10 protein-coding genes are annotated in these 17,719 nt (G+C 33.6%); 7 read left to right on the plus strand and 3 right to left on the minus strand.

The features are described from left to right. Positions 1-69: 69 nt before the first annotated feature. The gene (locus tag ACLHDE_RS06900; protein WP_415398467.1) at positions 70-2,253 is read left to right on the plus strand and encodes a DNA translocase FtsK 4TM domain-containing protein; all 2,184 of its coding nucleotides are present in this window, start codon (positions 70-72) and stop codon (positions 2,251-2,253) included. Beyond that, positions 2,253-2,645, plus strand: coding sequence for a putative quorum-sensing-regulated virulence factor (locus tag ACLHDE_RS06905; RefSeq protein ID WP_415398468.1), 393 nt, complete (start codon positions 2,253-2,255; stop codon positions 2,643-2,645). The genes ACLHDE_RS06900 and ACLHDE_RS06905 overlap by 1 nt, the downstream gene beginning before the upstream one ends. Here ACLHDE_RS06905 and fumC read toward each other — a convergent pair. Beyond that, positions 2,640-4,037 (minus strand): class II fumarate hydratase, encoded by a 1,398-nt coding sequence (fumC, locus tag ACLHDE_RS06910; protein ID WP_415398469.1) that lies wholly within the window; start codon positions 4,035-4,037, stop codon positions 2,640-2,642. The two genes, ACLHDE_RS06905 and fumC, sit on opposite strands and share 6 nt — an antisense overlap. A 199-nt stretch (positions 4,038-4,236) precedes the next feature. On the opposite strand from fumC, the gene acnB reads away from it, so the two are divergent. Continuing rightward, the gene (acnB, locus tag ACLHDE_RS06915) at positions 4,237-6,804 is read left to right on the plus strand and encodes a bifunctional aconitate hydratase 2/2-methylisocitrate dehydratase (RefSeq protein ID WP_415398470.1); all 2,568 of its coding nucleotides are present in this window, start codon (positions 4,237-4,239) and stop codon (positions 6,802-6,804) included. A gap of 55 nt (positions 6,805-6,859) precedes the next feature. On the opposite strand, the gene lolA is transcribed toward acnB, so the two are convergent. Next, positions 6,860-7,375 (minus strand): LolA-like outer membrane lipoprotein chaperone, encoded by a 516-nt coding sequence (gene lolA, locus ACLHDE_RS06920; protein WP_415398471.1) that lies wholly within the window; start codon positions 7,373-7,375, stop codon positions 6,860-6,862. Between the two features lie 177 nt (positions 7,376-7,552). Here lolA and secA point away from each other — a divergent pair, with 177 nt between their 5' ends. Both secA and ACLHDE_RS06930 read left to right on the plus strand, forming a co-directional pair. Beyond that, positions 7,553-10,144: a preprotein translocase subunit SecA gene (secA, locus tag ACLHDE_RS06925; RefSeq protein WP_415398472.1), complete on the plus strand. Its 2,592-nt coding sequence runs from the start codon at positions 7,553-7,555 to the stop codon at positions 10,142-10,144. Beyond that, positions 10,141-11,343 (plus strand): FtsX-like permease family protein, encoded by a 1,203-nt coding sequence (locus ACLHDE_RS06930; protein WP_415398473.1) that lies wholly within the window; start codon positions 10,141-10,143, stop codon positions 11,341-11,343. The genes secA and ACLHDE_RS06930 overlap by 4 nt, the downstream gene beginning before the upstream one ends. 4 nt (positions 11,344-11,347) lie before the next feature. Here the strand turns inward: ACLHDE_RS06930 and ACLHDE_RS06935 are convergent, their stop codons facing one another. After that, a complete protein-coding gene (locus ACLHDE_RS06935; RefSeq protein WP_415398523.1) occupies positions 11,348-14,512 on the minus strand; it encodes an AsmA-like C-terminal domain-containing protein in 3,165 nt (1,054 codons plus the stop codon). On the opposite strand from ACLHDE_RS06935, the gene mltG reads away from it, so the two are divergent. Together mltG and ACLHDE_RS06945 are read left to right on the plus strand one after the other, a co-directional pair. After that, positions 14,403-15,398, plus strand: a complete 996-nt coding sequence (gene mltG, locus ACLHDE_RS06940; protein ID WP_415398524.1) for an endolytic transglycosylase MltG — start codon at positions 14,403-14,405, stop codon at positions 15,396-15,398. The two genes, ACLHDE_RS06935 and mltG, sit on opposite strands and share 110 nt — an antisense overlap. A 141-nt stretch (positions 15,399-15,539) precedes the next feature. Further along, complete coding sequence (locus tag ACLHDE_RS06945; protein WP_415398474.1) at positions 15,540-17,714, plus strand: NADP-dependent isocitrate dehydrogenase; 2,175 nt, start codon at positions 15,540-15,542, stop codon at positions 17,712-17,714. Positions 17,715-17,719 lie beyond the last annotated feature (5 nt).

Here is a 17,719-nt window from a genome sequence, read left to right on the forward strand (position 1 = left end):
TCTTAGTGGAACATTTTTGGCTATACTTCATCTATAAAACACTTATTTATATTTTAAAGGCAAAATGATTTGAAAGAGACCTTATTTATCGTAACATTTGGAGTTTTAATCTATCTCGGATTTGCAACTATCTTTGGCAATAGTGGACTTATAGGAAGTTATGGTTCTATATTTGCTTCATATAATAATGAATATTTCGGATATATATCTTATGTATACTTAATTACTTTTTTAATACCTCTATATTTTCTTTACAGAGATACAACATACAATTTTAGAAAATTAGAACTTTTTGTAGCAACATTTTTGATGTTTTTTTCTTTTCTCTTAGCTCAGGCAATACTCATAAATGATGAACTTAGAGGAGTAATAGGAGCAAGCTTTGTTGATTTTTTAGCTCCATATATAGGACTATTTGGACTTTGGATATTTTGGTTTATGATTACTTCTGTTTCAACTTTGCTTCTTTTAGATAAAAGCATGAATGAAGTGACACTACTATTTTCAAATCTATTAAAAAAGCTTATGCCCAAACCAAAGGCTCAACTTGAATTTTACGAGAATGATAATAGTAAAGATGAGTATGATGAACCAGCATATTTGAGAAAAAAAGAAAATACAGAGCCTTTAGATATTAAAGAAAAAGAGTTTATTTTAAAATCAGTTACAGAACCGGATGTAGAGCTTGAATCTAAGGCAGAAGAACCTTCTAAAGAAGATATAGCATCAAGCTCACATACTATTTTAGAGATAGCATCAAAAGTTAAAGAACAAAAAAATGCTTTAATTGTTGATGAGCTAGAAGAAAATGCAAAGCTTTTAGAGGGAATGGAAAAGGGTGAAGTGGAAAAACCAAAGAACTTTACTCTGCCATCAGTTAAATTTTTACAAAAGCCAGATAAAACAGGGCACAGTGTAGATGAGAGCGAAGTAGATGACAAAATTCGCTACCTTATTGAAAAGCTGGCTCATTTTAAAATAGACGGTGACGTTGTAAGAACTTATGCAGGTCCTGTTGTTTCTACATTTGAGTTTAAGCCTGCTGCTAATGTTAAAGTAAGTAAGATATTAAATCTTCAAGATGATTTAGCAATGGCTCTAAGTGCAGAGACTATCCGTATTCAAGCTCCGATTCCTGGAAAAGATGTTGTAGGTATTGAGATACCAAATGAGACCGTTGATACTATCTATTTAAGAGAATTATTAGATTCAAAATTATTTAAAGAGTCTGCATCTCCTCTTACCATAGCCTTAGGTAAAGATATAGTAGGTAAGCCATTTATAACAGACCTTAAAAAGCTTCCACACCTTCTTATAGCTGGAACTACGGGAAGTGGTAAGAGTGTTGGTATAAATGCGATGATACTCTCTTTGTTATACAAAAACTCACCTGATCAACTTAGACTTCTTATGATAGATCCTAAGATGTTAGAGTTTTCTGTATATAATGATATTCCGCATCTGCTTACTCCAGTTATCACTAAGCCTAAGCAGGCTATAGTAGCCCTTAACAACATGGTTTCAGAGATGGAACGCCGTTATGAATTAATGAGTGAGACAAGAACTAAAAACATAGAAAACTACAATGACAGAGTAAAACGTGATGGTGGAGAGCACTTTCCCTATATCGTAGTTATTATTGATGAGCTTGCTGACTTGATGATGACAAGCGGAAAAGATGTTGAGCACTCTATCGCAAGACTTGCACAAATGGCAAGAGCATCTGGTATTCACTTAGTTGTAGCTACTCAAAGACCTTCTGTAGATGTTGTAACAGGTCTAATAAAAGCAAACTTACCATCTCGCATCTCATATAGAGTAGGGCAAAAAGTTGATAGTAAAATAATCTTAGATCAAATGGGTGCAGAGTCACTTCTTGGTCGTGGTGATATGCTATTTACCCCTCCCGGCTCTACAGGTTTAGTTAGACTTCACGCCCCATGGAGTGCGGAAGATGAGATAGAAAATATAGTAAATTTTATTAAGTCTCAACGAGAGCCAAACTATGATAAAAGCTTTTTGGTTGAAGAGAATGAATTAGATGGTGCTTCTAAAAATGAAACTTATGAAGAGCTAGACTCACTTTACCCAGATGCTAAAAATGTAATCATGACAGACAGAAAAACATCTATCTCATACTTACAGAGAAAACTTCAAGTTGGCTACAACCGTTCAGCAAGAATTATTGAGCAGTTAGAAGGAGAGGGCGTATTATCTTCTCCAAATACTAAAGGTATCCGTGAGATACTATAATGACTAAAGCACACTTAGTTTTTACAAAGTATCATAACTCTTATCGCGTTGATGTTAGAAACCTCGAACAACTCTCAGTTGAACAGATTCAAGAGTTACAGAACTTTGTAGAGAGTCGCAAGGGTATTTTTGACTTTACTTCATATAGCTTTGTAATTCAAAAGAGAATAGAATTTCATGAGTTTATGACACTAATACAATACAGCAATATAAAAGCTAGATGCGAAGAAAATATAATAACAGTTAAATCTCAGCCAAGAGTTGGTTTTGGTCAATACAAAGGTATGCAATATAGTGATCTTCCAGACTCTTATATGCTTTGGTTAAAGACAAACTATAGAGGCTATGACAGAGAACTTGTAGAAGCCGAGTTGAAAAAACGAAATTTATAACTCTTTAGGGCTAATCATATTCTCTGGAATCACCCACTTTTTAAACTGTTCTTCTGTCACAAGTTCAAGAGCCAGAGCAGCTTCAAGCAGGGTAGAGCCATCTTTGTGAGCTTTTTTAGCTATTTTGGTAGCGTTATCATATCCTATATGAGGATTAAGTGCTGTTACAAGCATAAGTGACTCATCTCTTAGTTTTGCTATGCGTTTTTCATTAGCAGTTATCCCTACTACACATCTATCTGTAAAACTTAGACATCCATCACTAAGTAAGCGGATGGATTGTAAAAGGTTGTAAATCATTACGGGTTTAAATACATTTAGCTCAAAATGTCCGTTAGAGCCTGCTATAGATATAGTTGTATGATTTCCCATTACTTGTGCTGATATCATGGTAAGAGCTTCACTCTGCGTAGGGTTTACTTTTCCAGGCATAATGGAGGATCCTGGTTCATTTTCAGCTAGACTTATTTCTCCGATGCCGCATCTCGGTCCAGATGCCAAGAATCGAATATCATTAGCAATTTTCATCATACTAACCGCAATAGTATTTAATGCTCCACTTGCTTCAACTATGGCATCATGGGCAGCAAGTGCTTCAAATTTATTTTCTGCTGTAACAAATCCAATATTAAGAGTTTTAGCAACTTGCTTGGCAAATGCTTCATCAAAGCCTTTTATGGAGTTCATTCCAGTGCCAACAGCAGTTCCTCCTTGTGCTAGTTGAAGCAGAGCAGGAAGTATGGCTTCAACCCTACGAATAGAGTTAGCTACTTGTGCTGTGTAACCTGAAAATTCTTGTCCTAGTGTTATTGGTGTGGCATCCTGAGTATGAGTTCGACCTATTTTTACAAGATGCTTAAATGTCTTAGACTTTTTATCTAGCTCTTCATACATATGCTTTAAAGAGGGCAGTAGCTTGTGTGTGATTTCTTCAACAGCCGCTATATGCATAGCAGTAGGAAACACATCGTTTGATGATTGACCCATATTGCAGTGATCATTTGGATGTACGGGAGTCTTAGAGCCGATAACTCCACCAAGAATCTCTATGGCACGATTAGATATGACTTCATTTGCGTTCATGTTACTTTGAGTACCAGAACCTGTTTGCCATATAGACAAAGGAAAGTGCTCATCAAGCTTCCCTTGCATTACTTCAGTAGATGCTTGGATAATTGCCTTTCCTATAATAGAATCTAAGAGACCATAATCCATATTTACTTTTGCACACGATTGCTTTACTATTGCTAAAGCTCTAATGAGAGGTTTTGGCATAGTTTCTATACCTATAGGAAAGTTTATAAGTGACCTGGCAGATTGCGCACCATAGTACATATTTGAGGGGACTTCAAGGTTACCAAAAGAGTCATTTTCAGTTCTAAATGAGTTCATGATTTTCTCCATAACTGATGTATCAAGTAGATAGTAACATAATAAGCTATATATTACACTCCTTTTGATACTCCGTTATGTTACTAAAGTTAACATATTGAAAAATATATGTCTAAAATATGTGTATTATAGTAACACTGTTTATTTTGGGTTTACTTATTAGGTTATAATCTTTTTAAATTAAAATACAGGAATGACTATGGCATTTTTAGAAGATTATAAAGCACACACAAAAGAGAGAGCTACTCTTGGTGTTCCACCATTAGCACTGACTGCAGAACAAACAGCAGAGCTTGTTGAATTATTAAAAGCTTCACCAATTGTGGAGCAAGACTATGCGATGGATATATTTGTAAATAAAATTCCTGCAGGTGTTGATGATGCTGCTTATGTAAAAGCTGCATTTTTAAATGATGTAGTTCAAGGAAATGTTTCTTGTGACTCTATAGACGCTGTAAAAGCATGTGAAATTTTAGGATTAATGCTAGGTGGTTTCAATGTTACTCCATTAGTTGAAGCTCTTAAAATAGATGGTGACGTTGCAAATGCTGCTGCTAATCAACTTAAAAATACAATCTTAGTATACGATTCATTCAATGACGTAAAAAGATTAATGGATGAAGGAAATGCTAAAGCTAAAGAGATAGTTGAATCTTGGGCGAACGGTGAGTGGTTTACTAACAAACCTGCTATGGATGAAGAGATTACAGTAACAGTTTACAAAATCCCAGGTGAAACAAACACTGATGATTTATCTCCAGCATCTGAAGCATTTACAAGAGCCGATATTCCTATACACGCAAACTCATTCTTGATAAACAGAATGGACAATCCACTAGATACTATGAAAAAGTTAAAAGAAAAAGGTCACCCATTAGCATATGTTGGTGATGTAGTTGGAACTGGTTCATCAAGAAAATCAGGAATCAACTCAGTTCAATGGCACATGGGTAAAGATATCCCAGGTATACCTAACAAAAGAACTGGTGGTATCGTAATTGGAGATATCATTGCTCCAATTTTCTTCAACACAGCAGAAGATTCAGGTTGTATTCCTATTCAAGCTCCAACAGCTGAACTAAATACTGGTGATGTTATCACTGTTAAACCATTTGATGGTACGATTGAAAAAGATGGTAAAGTAGTTTCTACTTATGAAATCGAACCAAATACTCTTCCTGATGAGATGAGAGCTGGTGGACGTATTCCACTTATCATTGGTAAAGGTTTAACTCTTAAAGCTAGAGAAGCTCTAGGAATGGATGCTGGTAATATTTTTATGACTCCTTCACAGCCAGCTGATAATGGTAAAGGTTTTACTTTAGCACAAAAAATGGTTGGTAAAGCTTGTGGAATCGAAGGCGTAAAGCCAGGTGTTTACTGTGAGCCAGTTGCTACAACTGTTGGTTCTCAAGATACAACTGGTCCTATGACTAGAGATGAAGTAAAAGAACTTGCTGCACTTAATTTTGGTGCCGATATGACTATGCAATCGTTCTGTCATACTGCTGCTTATCCAAAACCAGCGGATATTAAACTACAACATACACTTCCAGAGTTCTGGACTTCAAGAAAAGGTTTTATTCTTCGTCCAGGTGATGGTGTAATCCACTCATGGTTAAATAGACTTTGTCTTCCAGATACAGTAGGAACTGGTGCAGATTCACATACTCGTTTCCCAATAGGTATCTCGTTCCCAGCTGGTTCAGGTCTTGTTGCATTTGCTGGTGTTACTGGAATGATGCCACTTACTATGCCAGAATCTGTACTTGTAAGATTTAAAGGGACTATGCAACCGGGTATAACTCTTCGTGATATGGTAAACGCTATTCCTCACCAAGCTATTAAAGATGGTTTGCTTACGGTTGAGAAAGCTGGTAAGAAAAATATCTTTGGTGGTAGAGTTCTTGAAATTGAAGGCCTTGAAGATCTTAAATGTGAGCAAGCGTTTGAGCTTTCAGATGCTTCTGCTGAGCGTTCAGCTGCTGCTTGTACAGTTAAACTTAACAAAGAACCAATTATTGAGTACTTAAATTCAAACATCGCTTTAATTGATGAGTTAATTAAACAAGGTTACGAAGATGCAGCTACACTAGCTCGTAGACGTGATAAAATGAAAGACTGGATTGCTAATCCAGAACTAATGGAAGCTGATTCAGACGCAGAGTATGCAGCAGTAATCGAAATAGACATGGATCAAATCAAAGAGCCAATCCTTGCTTGTCCAAATGATCCAGATGATGTTAAAACACTTACTGAAATCCGCGCGGCTGGCTTAAGAACTGAGATTGATGAAGTCTTTGTTGGTTCTTGTATGACAAATATCGGACTCTTTCGTGCACTTGGTGAAATCCTAAAAGGTGAAGGTCCAGTTAAAAATAAACTATGGGTTTGTCCTCCAACAAAAATGGATGAGAAACAATTAGCTGAAGAAGGCTACTACTCTATCTTTGGTATGGCTGGAGCTAGAACTGAGATTCCTGGATGTTCTTTATGTATGGGTAATCAGGCATCTGTTGCACAGGATGCATGGGTATTCTCAACTTCAACTAGAAACTTCGATAATAGATTAGGTAAGGGTTCACAAGTTTATCTTGGATCTGCTGAGCTTGCTGCTGTTGTTGCACTTAAAGGTGCATTACCAACACCGCAGGAGTATTTAGAGATAGTTTCTGGAAAAATTACACCAGAGATGACAGATACAGTTTATAAATATCTTAACTTCAATACAGTAAGTCAAGAGCAACTAACTGCAATGATAAAATAAAACCAAAATAGCGACGCAACTTATGCGTTGCTTCCCTCCGTTACATCGCTCTTCGCTAATCTCTGATTACATCAAACTCTAGCGGGTATTTTGGAGTGAAGATTTTCATATCTATTTTTACATTTTGTTTTTGGTTTTTAAATACTATTTTTACTTTGTTTTCAAACTCATCTATATATGAGATAGTTTCAATTACTTCATCTTTTGTGGTTATTACAAACTTTGACTCTTTATAGTAAGCCTCATATCTATTTTTTTCTATTTTTTTTGCATTTCGTAGCATGTTGAAAAAATCTAGACTAGAGTCTATTCTTCTGATAATAACTTGCTCAATTTCCGGTTCGATAACTGTTGCGTTAAATCTATTTATATAAACGTCTTTTTTTATTGGGTTTGTATAGTTCCATACAGCATTTTGAGGCTTAGAAGCCGCTACGTGCCCACTATAAACTAATGATTTATTTTTATCGTCTGTAACACTTTGTGTAAAGTCAGCTTGAAATGAGTTTAAGCTATCAAACGAAGCAAAAGCAAGTGTAGAAGTTAAGAATAATGTAAATAAATGTTTCATAAAGCTCCTTATTTAAGAAATTATATCTAAGGGACTGTTTACATATTAATCAATATGAATTTTAAATAGTTTCATTTTTAAATTTATGCAAATTGTAACTATTACTATGCTAGAATAAGAGCAATTTCAGTGACTACTATATAGTAAACTATATAGTAGTCTATAACAAGGTTGAGAATGCTACAGGCATTAATGGGTAAGATATTTGGTACATCAAATGATCGTGAATTAAAAAAATATTCTAGAAGGGTTAACGATATCAATGCATTAGAAGCTAAGTATGAGGTTCTAAGCGATGATGATTTAAAAGAGGTGTTCTTAGAATTAAAGAACAGTGTTTTAAGTGAAGAAAAAAGTTTAAACGATGCTTTAGAGGACTCTTTTGCTATCACAAGAGAAGTTGGCAAAAGAGTTCTTAATATGAGACACTTCGACGTTCAACTAATAGGTGGTATGGCTCTTCATGAAGGTAGAATTGCTGAGATGAAGACAGGAGAGGGTAAAACTCTTGTAGCAACACTAGCAATTGTACTTAATGCTATGGCAGGCAAGGGTGTACATCTAGTAACGGTTAATGATTATCTTGCTTCTAGAGATGCAACAGAAATGGGTATTTTGTATAACTTTCTAGGTTTTTCTGTTGGCACTGTACTTGAAAGTAACTCTACACCAGAAGAAAAGATAGAAGCTTACAAGTGTGATATTACATATGGTACAAACAACGAGTTTGGTTTTGATTACTTAAGAGATAACATGAGTTACTCAGCTGATCAGATGGCTCAAAGAAATCACAATTTTGTGATTGTTGATGAAGTTGACAGTATTTTAATAGATGAAGCTAGAACACCGCTTATCATCTCTGGGCCTACGAACAGAGGTTTAGAAGACTACAAGATTGCTGATGATATATCTAAGAAACTTGTCAAAGATGAACATTTCAGTGTAGATGAGAAAGACAAGGTTATACTTATAACAGAAGATGGTATAACTAAAGCAGAAGAGCTTTTTGGTGTTGAAAATCTTTATAGTGTTGAAAACTCTTCTCTTCCTCATGCCCTTGATCAAGCACTTAAAGCTAACTATCTATTTGAAAAAGATGTTGATTATGTTGTAAATGACGGTGAAGTTGTAATTGTTGATGAGTTTACAGGTAGACTGAGCGAAGGTCGTCGTTTTAGTGAAGGTCTTCATCAGGCTCTTGAAGCTAAAGAAAAAGTAGAGATAAAAGAAGAGACACAAACTCTAGCAGACATAACATTTCAAAATTACTTTAGAATGTATGATAGGTTAGCAGGAATGACGGGTACTGCTGAGACTGAAGCTACTGAATTCGCTCAGATATATTCTCTTGATGTTGTATCTATTCCTACAAATATTCCTATTACAAGAAAAGATTTAAATGATCTTATTTATAAAACAGAAAAAGAAAAGTTTGATGCAGTTATAGAAACTATTAAAAAACTATCTAAAACAGGTCAGCCAGTTTTAATCGGTACAGCTTCTATTGAAAAATCTGAAGTTTTACATGAAGTTCTTAAAAAAGAGAAAATTGCTCATACGGTCTTAAATGCTAAAAACCATGCGCAAGAGGGTGAAATCATTAAAAATGCCGGTTCTAAAGGTGCAGTTACAATCGCTACGAATATGGCTGGACGTGGTGTTGACATCAAGGTAAATGATGAAGTGAAGACTCTTGGCGGTCTTTATATTGTAGGTACTGAGAGACATGAAAATCGTCGTATTGATAATCAGCTTCGTGGCCGTTCAGGTCGTCAAGGAGATGCTGGTACTACACAATTTTATCTATCATTAGAAGATAATTTACTTCGTATTTTTGGCTCTGATAAGATTAAGTCTATTATGGAGAGACTTGGTGTTGAAGATGGTGAATATATTGAGTCAAAAATGGTTACTCGTGCAGTTGAAAAAGCTCAAATGAAAGTTGAAAATATGCACTACGAAGGTAGAAAGCAGATTGTTGAATATGATGATGTAGCTAATGAGCAAAGAAAAATCGTTTACAGATTTAGAAATCAACTCCTAGACAAAGAATTTAACATCATTTCAAAAATTGATGAAATTAGAGCTGAATATGTATATAATATTTTAAATATCTGCGATATATACGACGGTGGAGAAAAAGAAGATTTTAATCTTAAAAAAATGTCTGAAGTATTAAAAGAAGAGTTGAACTTTGATCTCAATGTAGATGATTACTCTTCACTTGAATATGAAGAACTTCAAGAAAATCTAACTACTGTAATTAAAAAATCGTATGATGATAAGATGAGTGTACTAGAAGAAGAAGTTCAGTATGAAATAGCTAGAGAGCTTTATCTAAAAGAATTAGACAGTGCATGGAGAGAACATCTTTACGCTATGGATAATATGAAAACAGGTATTAGACTTCGTGCATATAACCAGAAAGATCCATTAGTAGAGTATAAAAAAGAGAGTTTTAGTCTCTTTACTGAGCTTATTAAAGATATTAAATTTAATACCATCAAAACTCTTCAAATTATCCAGTTTAAAATGGAGTCTGCAGAAGAAGAAGCTGCAAAAGTAGCTCAACAGCTAGAACTGCAAAGAAAATTTGATGAAGCAGCAAGACAGTTAAATCATCAATTAGAAGGTGATGACTCAGCATCTAAAAAAGTAGCTAGAAATGAGCCTTGTCCTTGTGGCAGTGGCAAAAAATATAAACAATGTTGTGGAAAAAGTGGTCCTAAGAAGGGGGTATTTGCTGGAAGCGGTGCTTTTGCGTCTTGAAGGCATTAATTGTACCTTACCTAGTCAAGCGTTTCTTACGCTTTGACAAAGATCAACCCTTTATCTTTCTATCGGCACTACTTGCTTTTTTAGGCATTACTCTTGGTGTTATGGTTCTTCTTATAGCCATGGCGTTAATGAATGGTTTTGATAAAGAGTTCAAGAAAAAACTCACAATTATGAATTATCCTTTAACTATTATCCCAAAATTTTATGGTGCAGTTAATGAAAACCTTCTTATAGATTTAGAAACAAAATTTCCAGACCTTAACTTTAGTCCATATGTTCAGTCAGCTATTATGGCCAGAAGTGGAACAAAGTTAGAAGGTGGATATATCTTTGGTGTCAACTTTGAGGATGAAGCAAAAGTAAACAGTGTTTTAGCAGATGCTATTAAAAAAAATCAATTTTCAAAGTTTGATGTACTTATTGGTAAAAGTTTAAAAGATGAATTTAATCTTTATACTGACGACAGATTGATGTATATATTTACTCATGTTGAGCCAGGCGGACTCTCAATTACGCCGAAAATAAAACGCTTTAAAGTTAAAGGTATTTTTGATTCCGGGCTAAGTGCTTATGATAAGGCATACAGTTATACTACTTTATCATCGATGCAGTCAATGCTGCACATACCATCTAACCAATATGATGGAATCCATGTATTTTCAAATGATCCCCATGCAGATATTGTAAAAATCAAAGAGATTCTTCCTGTTAGTGTGACAGTGAAAGGGTGGTGGGAAGATAATGTTAACTTTTTTGCAGCACTAGAGCTGGAAAAAGCTTCTCTTTTTATCGTTTTAATGCTTATAATTTTAATTGCTGCTATCAACATAATCTCTTCGCTTTTAATGACTGTAATGAACAGAAGAAGTGAGATAGCACTTCTCCTGTCTTTAGGTGCAACCACCATAGAGATTAAGAAAGTATTTTTATACCTTGGTATAGTAATTGGAGTTAGTGGTATCTTAGCAGGAATTGTTTTTGGTATGAGTGGACTATGGATCTTAAGCACTTTTGATATTGTTTCTTTGCCAAAAGATGTTTATCCAACAACTACATTACCGCTTGATTTAAGTCTTAAAGACTTTTTTCTTATTGTTATTGGAGCATTTGTAATTGTAATTGCTTCATCTTACTACCCAGCTAAAAAAGCAAGTGAAGTAGATATTTTAACCGTTCTAAGAAACGAGTAAAAATTTACTTCTTGCTCCCTTTTTTTTCTTCATCATTTTCGTCACTTTTAAAGAGATAAAATGGTAGAAGTAGAGTTCTTTTAATAATATTTAATGGAGCTACTACGATATCTTGCACTATTAGACTTTCTACATCTGGGTCATTCAGTTTACCACTAATCTTCATTGATGTAGATATACTGTCTTCTCCCAATAGTATATAGCCAACAATAGGTATCTTTGATATACTGCTTCCCAAGTCTGTTTTGAGAGTTAGATCAATGTCTATGGTATTATTAACAAAACTAGCACTACCTTTTCCTACAATATCCATCTCTTTTGAATCAAGAGAAATATCAGTTATATTAAATATATTATCTTTAGCATGAAAATTTATGTATGTACTTTTAACTTCCAAACCATTATTACTATATCCAGGAAGTGAAAAGGTAATAAGAGATGGTATAGTATTTACGAATGCTAAAATATTATTTAAAGTCTTATATTCAATTATTGTAGTGTCTTTAATATGTATAAGCCCATTGTAGTCATTTATTGCACCAGCCATAGAAAAAGATAAATTTCCACCATTAAAGTCTGAAAGAGCAAATAGTTTATCCATAAATTCATCATTAAAATTATTTCCGTATAGATAAAATTTATGATTTTTTAGCTTAAAACCAGCATATCCTTTTTTATGTTTTAGTTGAGCAGTAGTAATATTATTAAAATACTGTAAGTGAATAGTATCAGATATAGCGTGTCTATTCTCACTAATATAAAGATAACAATTGTTTGCATCAAAGATGATGTTTTTACCTGCTTCACCATTAGAGTCTCTATCACTAGCATAGTTTAAAATTTCATCTAAATTAAGACCTACTTTATTTGCTGTTACCTTTATCTCTTTGCTTATTCTAACATCCACAGAGTTATTAATATTTAATAAAATATCGCTGGAACGTTTATCTATGTGACCTTTTATAATATATTTTTCAATAGGTTGATTATTTTTAACCATAAGTTTATATGGATATTTTGTATGTGCATACAATTGAATATTTTTATCTGTAGAATTTTTATATATACTAAAGTAACCGTTAGTTACATTGTAATCTTGTAAAAGTTCTGATTCTTTTGCTATTTTTTCTAAAGACTTGAATTTTAAATTCCATCCTTTATCTTTTAAAGTAAACAAGGCATTTACATTTTTAGCTTCTATCTCAGTTTTTTCCTGATTAGACATAACGTGAAGTTCTATGTCATCTTTTGAAGAAAATATTTCGCCCAAAGCTTTGTTTTTGAAATTTAGCTTCTTAAGTTTAATAGTTCCAGCTTCATCTTTAAATAAGTAATTAGCATTAAATTTTGCACTAGCCAAACCCTCTATGCTTGCTAAGGAGTTTAAAATTTTAAACTCCTGTTGATCAATCTCTATAGCTGTGTATTTAAGTATATAGTCTAAATTATTAGCATTGAATCTTATTTTATCATTTGAGGTAATAAAGAGTTTTTCATCGTATACAACTTGTAAAGAAGCACTTGATTGGTCCATTTTAAGGTCATGAAGTGTAAATTTTAATAAGTCAACATCAAAGTTGGCTCTGATTGGGTTTAGGGCAAATGTACCGGTTGCGTAAGCGGAAACAAGATTGTTTATACGTAGAGGAGTTGTAGGTATTTGTAGTGTAATAGTTTTTAAATCAAAAGGCATGGTTAATTCATCAACATCAACAACTTTATTTTTAAATAACCATGAAGAATTTTCAGCTGTTATGGTATCTTGCTTCTGTGAAATATTATAAGAAACTTTTAATGGTTTTAAACCACTTTTCAGACTAAGATCCAAGTCTTTAAAGTTTACATCTAAAATATCAAAGTCTATTATTCCCTCATTTCTTTTAGCATTAAATCTTACATCAACATTGGCTGTTGCTATATCTTCATATTTTGAATACATCTTATCTATTTTTACATCATAGTTATGCAAGAATACATGAGCATTAAATATATCTATATTAAGTCCAAGATAGTTGAAATTTGCTTTCTTTGTGAAAAAATCTCCCTTAGCTGTTACATCAATATTACGTAATCCTACTTCTATCTTAAGGTTTGTATCTACACTACCGCTATTTTGTAAAAAAGGAAGCTCTATTTCATACGTATGTAGCAGATATAATAAATCTTTATTTACCTTACCTTTAAAGAGTAAAAAGATTGTCAAAAGTTCTTCTTCTTTAGAAAAATCAATTTTCAACCAACTTTTATTTAAATAAAAACCATATTGATATGCTTTTTTTGGTCTAATATATAGTACCGAATCTTTAAACTCAAGTTCTGTTTCTTTTGATACAACAGGTTTTAGTTTAGGATTATAACTGTATTCTAAATCGCTTACAACAGCTAGTGCTCGAACATTTTTGTATGCCTCATCAAGCTTGTCATAATTTATCCAACCATAAGCACTCTTAAGCTCTATGTACGATGCTTTAACAGCATCGTACACCCAGTATTTAAGTTCTTTTGGCATTTCTAACATCTCTATTGTATGTTTAATATTTCTAATTTTCTTTTTTGAGATTAGTTTATAGGAAAGTTTTTCTTCATCAGCTATAGTATATGCTTTTAATAATATATCGTTGTTTATATCTACATCTAAATCAGAAATAAGCTCAAGATTATAGTAATTATCTAAAATTATATTACCCGTAATTTTAGTTTTTCTTTTGTAGTCATAAAACTCTTCAATTTTTGCATTAAAATAGTGAGACTCAAAATATAGTGAACTTTTTAAAGAAAAGTCTTTAGAAGAAGCTGTTAAAAATCCTTCTTCACCATCAATATACTTAAAAGAACCAGTGATATCATTAAATTTTATTTTATTGATTTCAATTTTTTCAAACCATTTATCAAAAAGAAGAAGTGATTTAAAGAACTTATTGGCTTTTTTTACGCTTATATCAGTTTTTTCATTTTGAGATTTTTTAATTATTATAATTTCTTGAATGCTAATGTTTAATTTTTCATTCCATTTAATGTATAATTTCTTAACTTTAAGATTTGGAATAGATATGTTTTGAATATATACCCCATTTTGCAATAGTATAAATAAAAGAGAGAGTGTCAAAAATATGAATGATAAAGCACTAACTATAGTAAAGTGGAGTTTTGAAATAGTATTGATTATTATTTTATCGTTCATGTATTACCTAAATCAGCCTGTACGTACCCAAAAGGTGGTATTTATACCAAAGGGTTCCATTAATCAAATTATAACACAACTATATAAGAGAAATTACAATGTAAGTAAATTAGATTCAATACTTTTAAGACTTATTGGTTCTCCTCAAAGTGGCTGGATAGATATGGGATCCACATACAGTGTTAGAGGAGATTTTTTATATAAATTGACAACTGCAAAAGCAGCACTCCAAAATGTAACACTTATTCCAGGTGAGACTACATATATATTTTTAAATCAATTGGCTGATAAACTTGAGTTGGATAGAGATATATTACAAAAAGAATACTCCCTCCAAGCTAATATAATAGAAGGCGCTTTAGTTCCTAACACCTATAAACTGCCACTGGGGATTACAGAAAAAGAGTTAATGAGGATTCTTATATATAATTCAAAGAAGCAAATGCAAGAGTTGTCAATAAAGTTATTTGGAACATATAATGAGAAAAGATGGTTTCATTTTGTAGCAATTGCATCTGTAATACAGAAAGAGTCTGCCAATATAAAAGAGATGCCGCTTGTAAGTTCAGTAATTTACAACAGAATCAAAAAAGGTATGAAGTTGCAAATGGATGGAACTCTAAATTATGGAAAATACTCGCATATTAAGATAACTCCAAAAAGGATTAGAGAAGATGATTCTATCTACAATACCTATAAAAATAGGGGTATACCAGAGGTTCCAGTTTGTAACGTCAGCTTTGAAGCAATAAAGGCTGCAGTTTTTCCTGCTAAGACAGATTACCTCTATTTTATGAAATCTAAGAGTGGGGGACATGATTTTTCACGTAACTATTCTACACATTTACGCAATATAAAGCATGTTACTAAATGAAACAAAATGAAAATATAACTAAATCTTTAGAGAAGCTTACTCAATATTATTTATCTTAGTGTTATGATTGCCTTGTAAGTTTTTGTGAAGTTAAGTTAAACTACATCACATAAAACAAAAATATTAACCTAAGGACAGAAGATGTCAAAAATTATTTGGTCAAAAATTGATGAAGCTCCGGCTTTAGCAACATATTCGTTACTACCTATTGTAAACGCTTTCACTAAAGCGGCTGGTGTAGAAGTGGTTACTAGTGATATTTCACTAGCAGGTAGAGTTCTTGCTGCAATGGGTCTTGCTGAAGATGAATTATCAAAGCTTGGCAAAGTTGTTTTACAAGAAGATGGAAACATTATTAAACTTCCAAATATCTCTGCTTCAGTTGGACAGCTTAAAGATTGTATTGCTGAGCTTCAAGGTCAAGGTTATGATATTCCTAACTATCCTGAAAATCCAGCAAATGCTGATGAAAAAGCTATTCAAGCTAAATATAGCACATGTTTAGGTTCTGCAGTTAATCCAGTTCTTCGTGAAGGAAACTCAGACAGACGTGCTGCAACTGCAGTTAAAAAATTTGCTCAGAAAAATCCTCACAAACTTAGAGCGTTCGCTGAAAACTCAAAAGCTTATGTTGCTCACATGGAAGGTAATGGAGATTTTTACGGTAATGAGAAGTCTGTTACTATTGAAAATGGACAAAAAGTTACTATTGAATTAAATGGTAGAGAGTTAGCTTCTATTGATACTCTTGATAAAGAGATTATCGATGCTACATATATGTCAGTTAAAGCTTTAAGAGCTTTCATTCAAAAAACAATTGATGATGCTAAGAAAAACGGTGTTTTATGGTCTATTCACCTTAAAGCTACTATGATGAAAATCTCTGATCCAATTATGTTTGGTCACGCTCTTGAAGTATTCTTTGCTCCTGTATTTGCTAAATATGCAGCTACGTTTGCAGAATTAAATGTAAATGCTAATCAAGGTATTTCTGATATAGAGAAAAAAATTGCTGGTCATGCCCAAGAAGCTGAAATCTTAGCTGCGTTTAAAGCGGTAGTTGAGTCTGATAACCCAGAAATCGCGATGGTTGATTCTGACAAAGGTACAACAAACTTCAATGCTTCTAATGATGTAATTATTGATGCTTCTATGCCGGTAGTTGTACGTGAAGGTGGTAAGCAGTGGAACAGAAAAGGTGACGCTGTAGAGTGTGTAGCAGTTATCCCTGATAGTACTTATGGTATGTTTCACCAAGAGATGGTAGCTGATTGTGTTAAAAACGGTCAGTACGATGTAACTACTATGGGTAACGTTGCAAACGTTGGTCTTATGGCTCAAAAAGCTGAAGAGTATGGTTCTCACCCTACTACTTTTGAATTGCACGAAGCAGGAACAGTTGAAGTTAAAGATACTGCTGGTAATGTTTTAATGTCTCATGAGTGTGAAGCTGGTGATATTTGGAGACTTGCACGTGTTAAAGATATTCCAATCAAAGACTGGGTTCGTTTAGCAGTTGAAAGAGCTAGACTTACTGGTTCTCCGGCAATCTTCTGGTTAGATGAAAATAGAGCTCATGATGCACAGATGATTAAAAAAGTAAATGTATACTTAAAAGATCACGATACTTCGGGACTTGATATTCAAACTATGAATGTAACTGACGCTACGCGTTACACAAATGCTCGTGTACGTAAAGGTGAAGATACTATCTCTGTAACTGGTAACGTTCTTCGTGACCACCTAACTGATATGTACCCAATTTTAGAGCTTGGAACATCTGCAAAAATGTTATCAATCGTTCCATTATTAGCTGGTGGTGGTCTTTATGAGACTGGTGCTGGTGGATCTGCTCCTAAACACGTTGATCAATTCTTGGCTGAAGGTCACCTTCGTTGGGATTCTTTAGGCGAGTTCTTAGCATTAGCTGAGTCTTTAAGATTTATCGGTCAAAAAAATAACGACTCAAAACTTGCTGCTCTTACTGCTGCTCTTGATGTTGCTAATGACGGTTACCTTGATAATAACAAAGAGCCTTCACGTAAATGTGGTGAGCCAGATAATAAAGCTTCTCACTTTTATGTAGCACAGTTCTGGGCTAAAGCACTTTCAGAAGGTAATGATGCTGAGCTAGCTGCTAAGTTTGCACCAGTAGCGAAAGCATTAACTGAAAATGAAGATAAAATAATCTCTGAACTTTTAGCTTCTGAAGGAAGTCCAAAAGATATCGGTGGTTACTTCCATCCAGATGATGCTAAAGCTGAAGCTGCAATGAGACCATCTGTAACTTTAAATGCTATAATTGACGCAATATAGTTAAA

This window comes from Sulfurimonas iocasae, from assembly GCF_047716755.1.
Classification (GTDB): domain Bacteria; phylum Campylobacterota; class Campylobacteria; order Campylobacterales; family Sulfurimonadaceae; genus Sulfurimonas.

Excerpts from the sequence above, each read along its gene's own strand:
- secA (WP_415398472.1), top strand. The coding sequence starts at position 7,553 with ATGCTACAGGCATTAATGGGTAAGATATTTGGTACATCAAATGATCGT.
- ACLHDE_RS06945 (WP_415398474.1), top strand. The coding sequence starts at position 15,540 with ATGTCAAAAATTATTTGGTCAAAAATTGATGAAGCTCCGGCTTTAGCA.
- ACLHDE_RS06905 (WP_415398468.1), top strand. The coding sequence starts at position 2,253 with ATGACTAAAGCACACTTAGTTTTTACAAAGTATCATAACTCTTATCGC.
- lolA (WP_415398471.1), bottom strand. The coding sequence starts at position 7,375 with ATGAAACATTTATTTACATTATTCTTAACTTCTACACTTGCTTTTGCT.
- fumC (WP_415398469.1), bottom strand. The coding sequence starts at position 4,037 with ATGAACTCATTTAGAACTGAAAATGACTCTTTTGGTAACCTTGAAGTC.
- acnB (WP_415398470.1), top strand. The coding sequence starts at position 4,237 with ATGGCATTTTTAGAAGATTATAAAGCACACACAAAAGAGAGAGCTACT.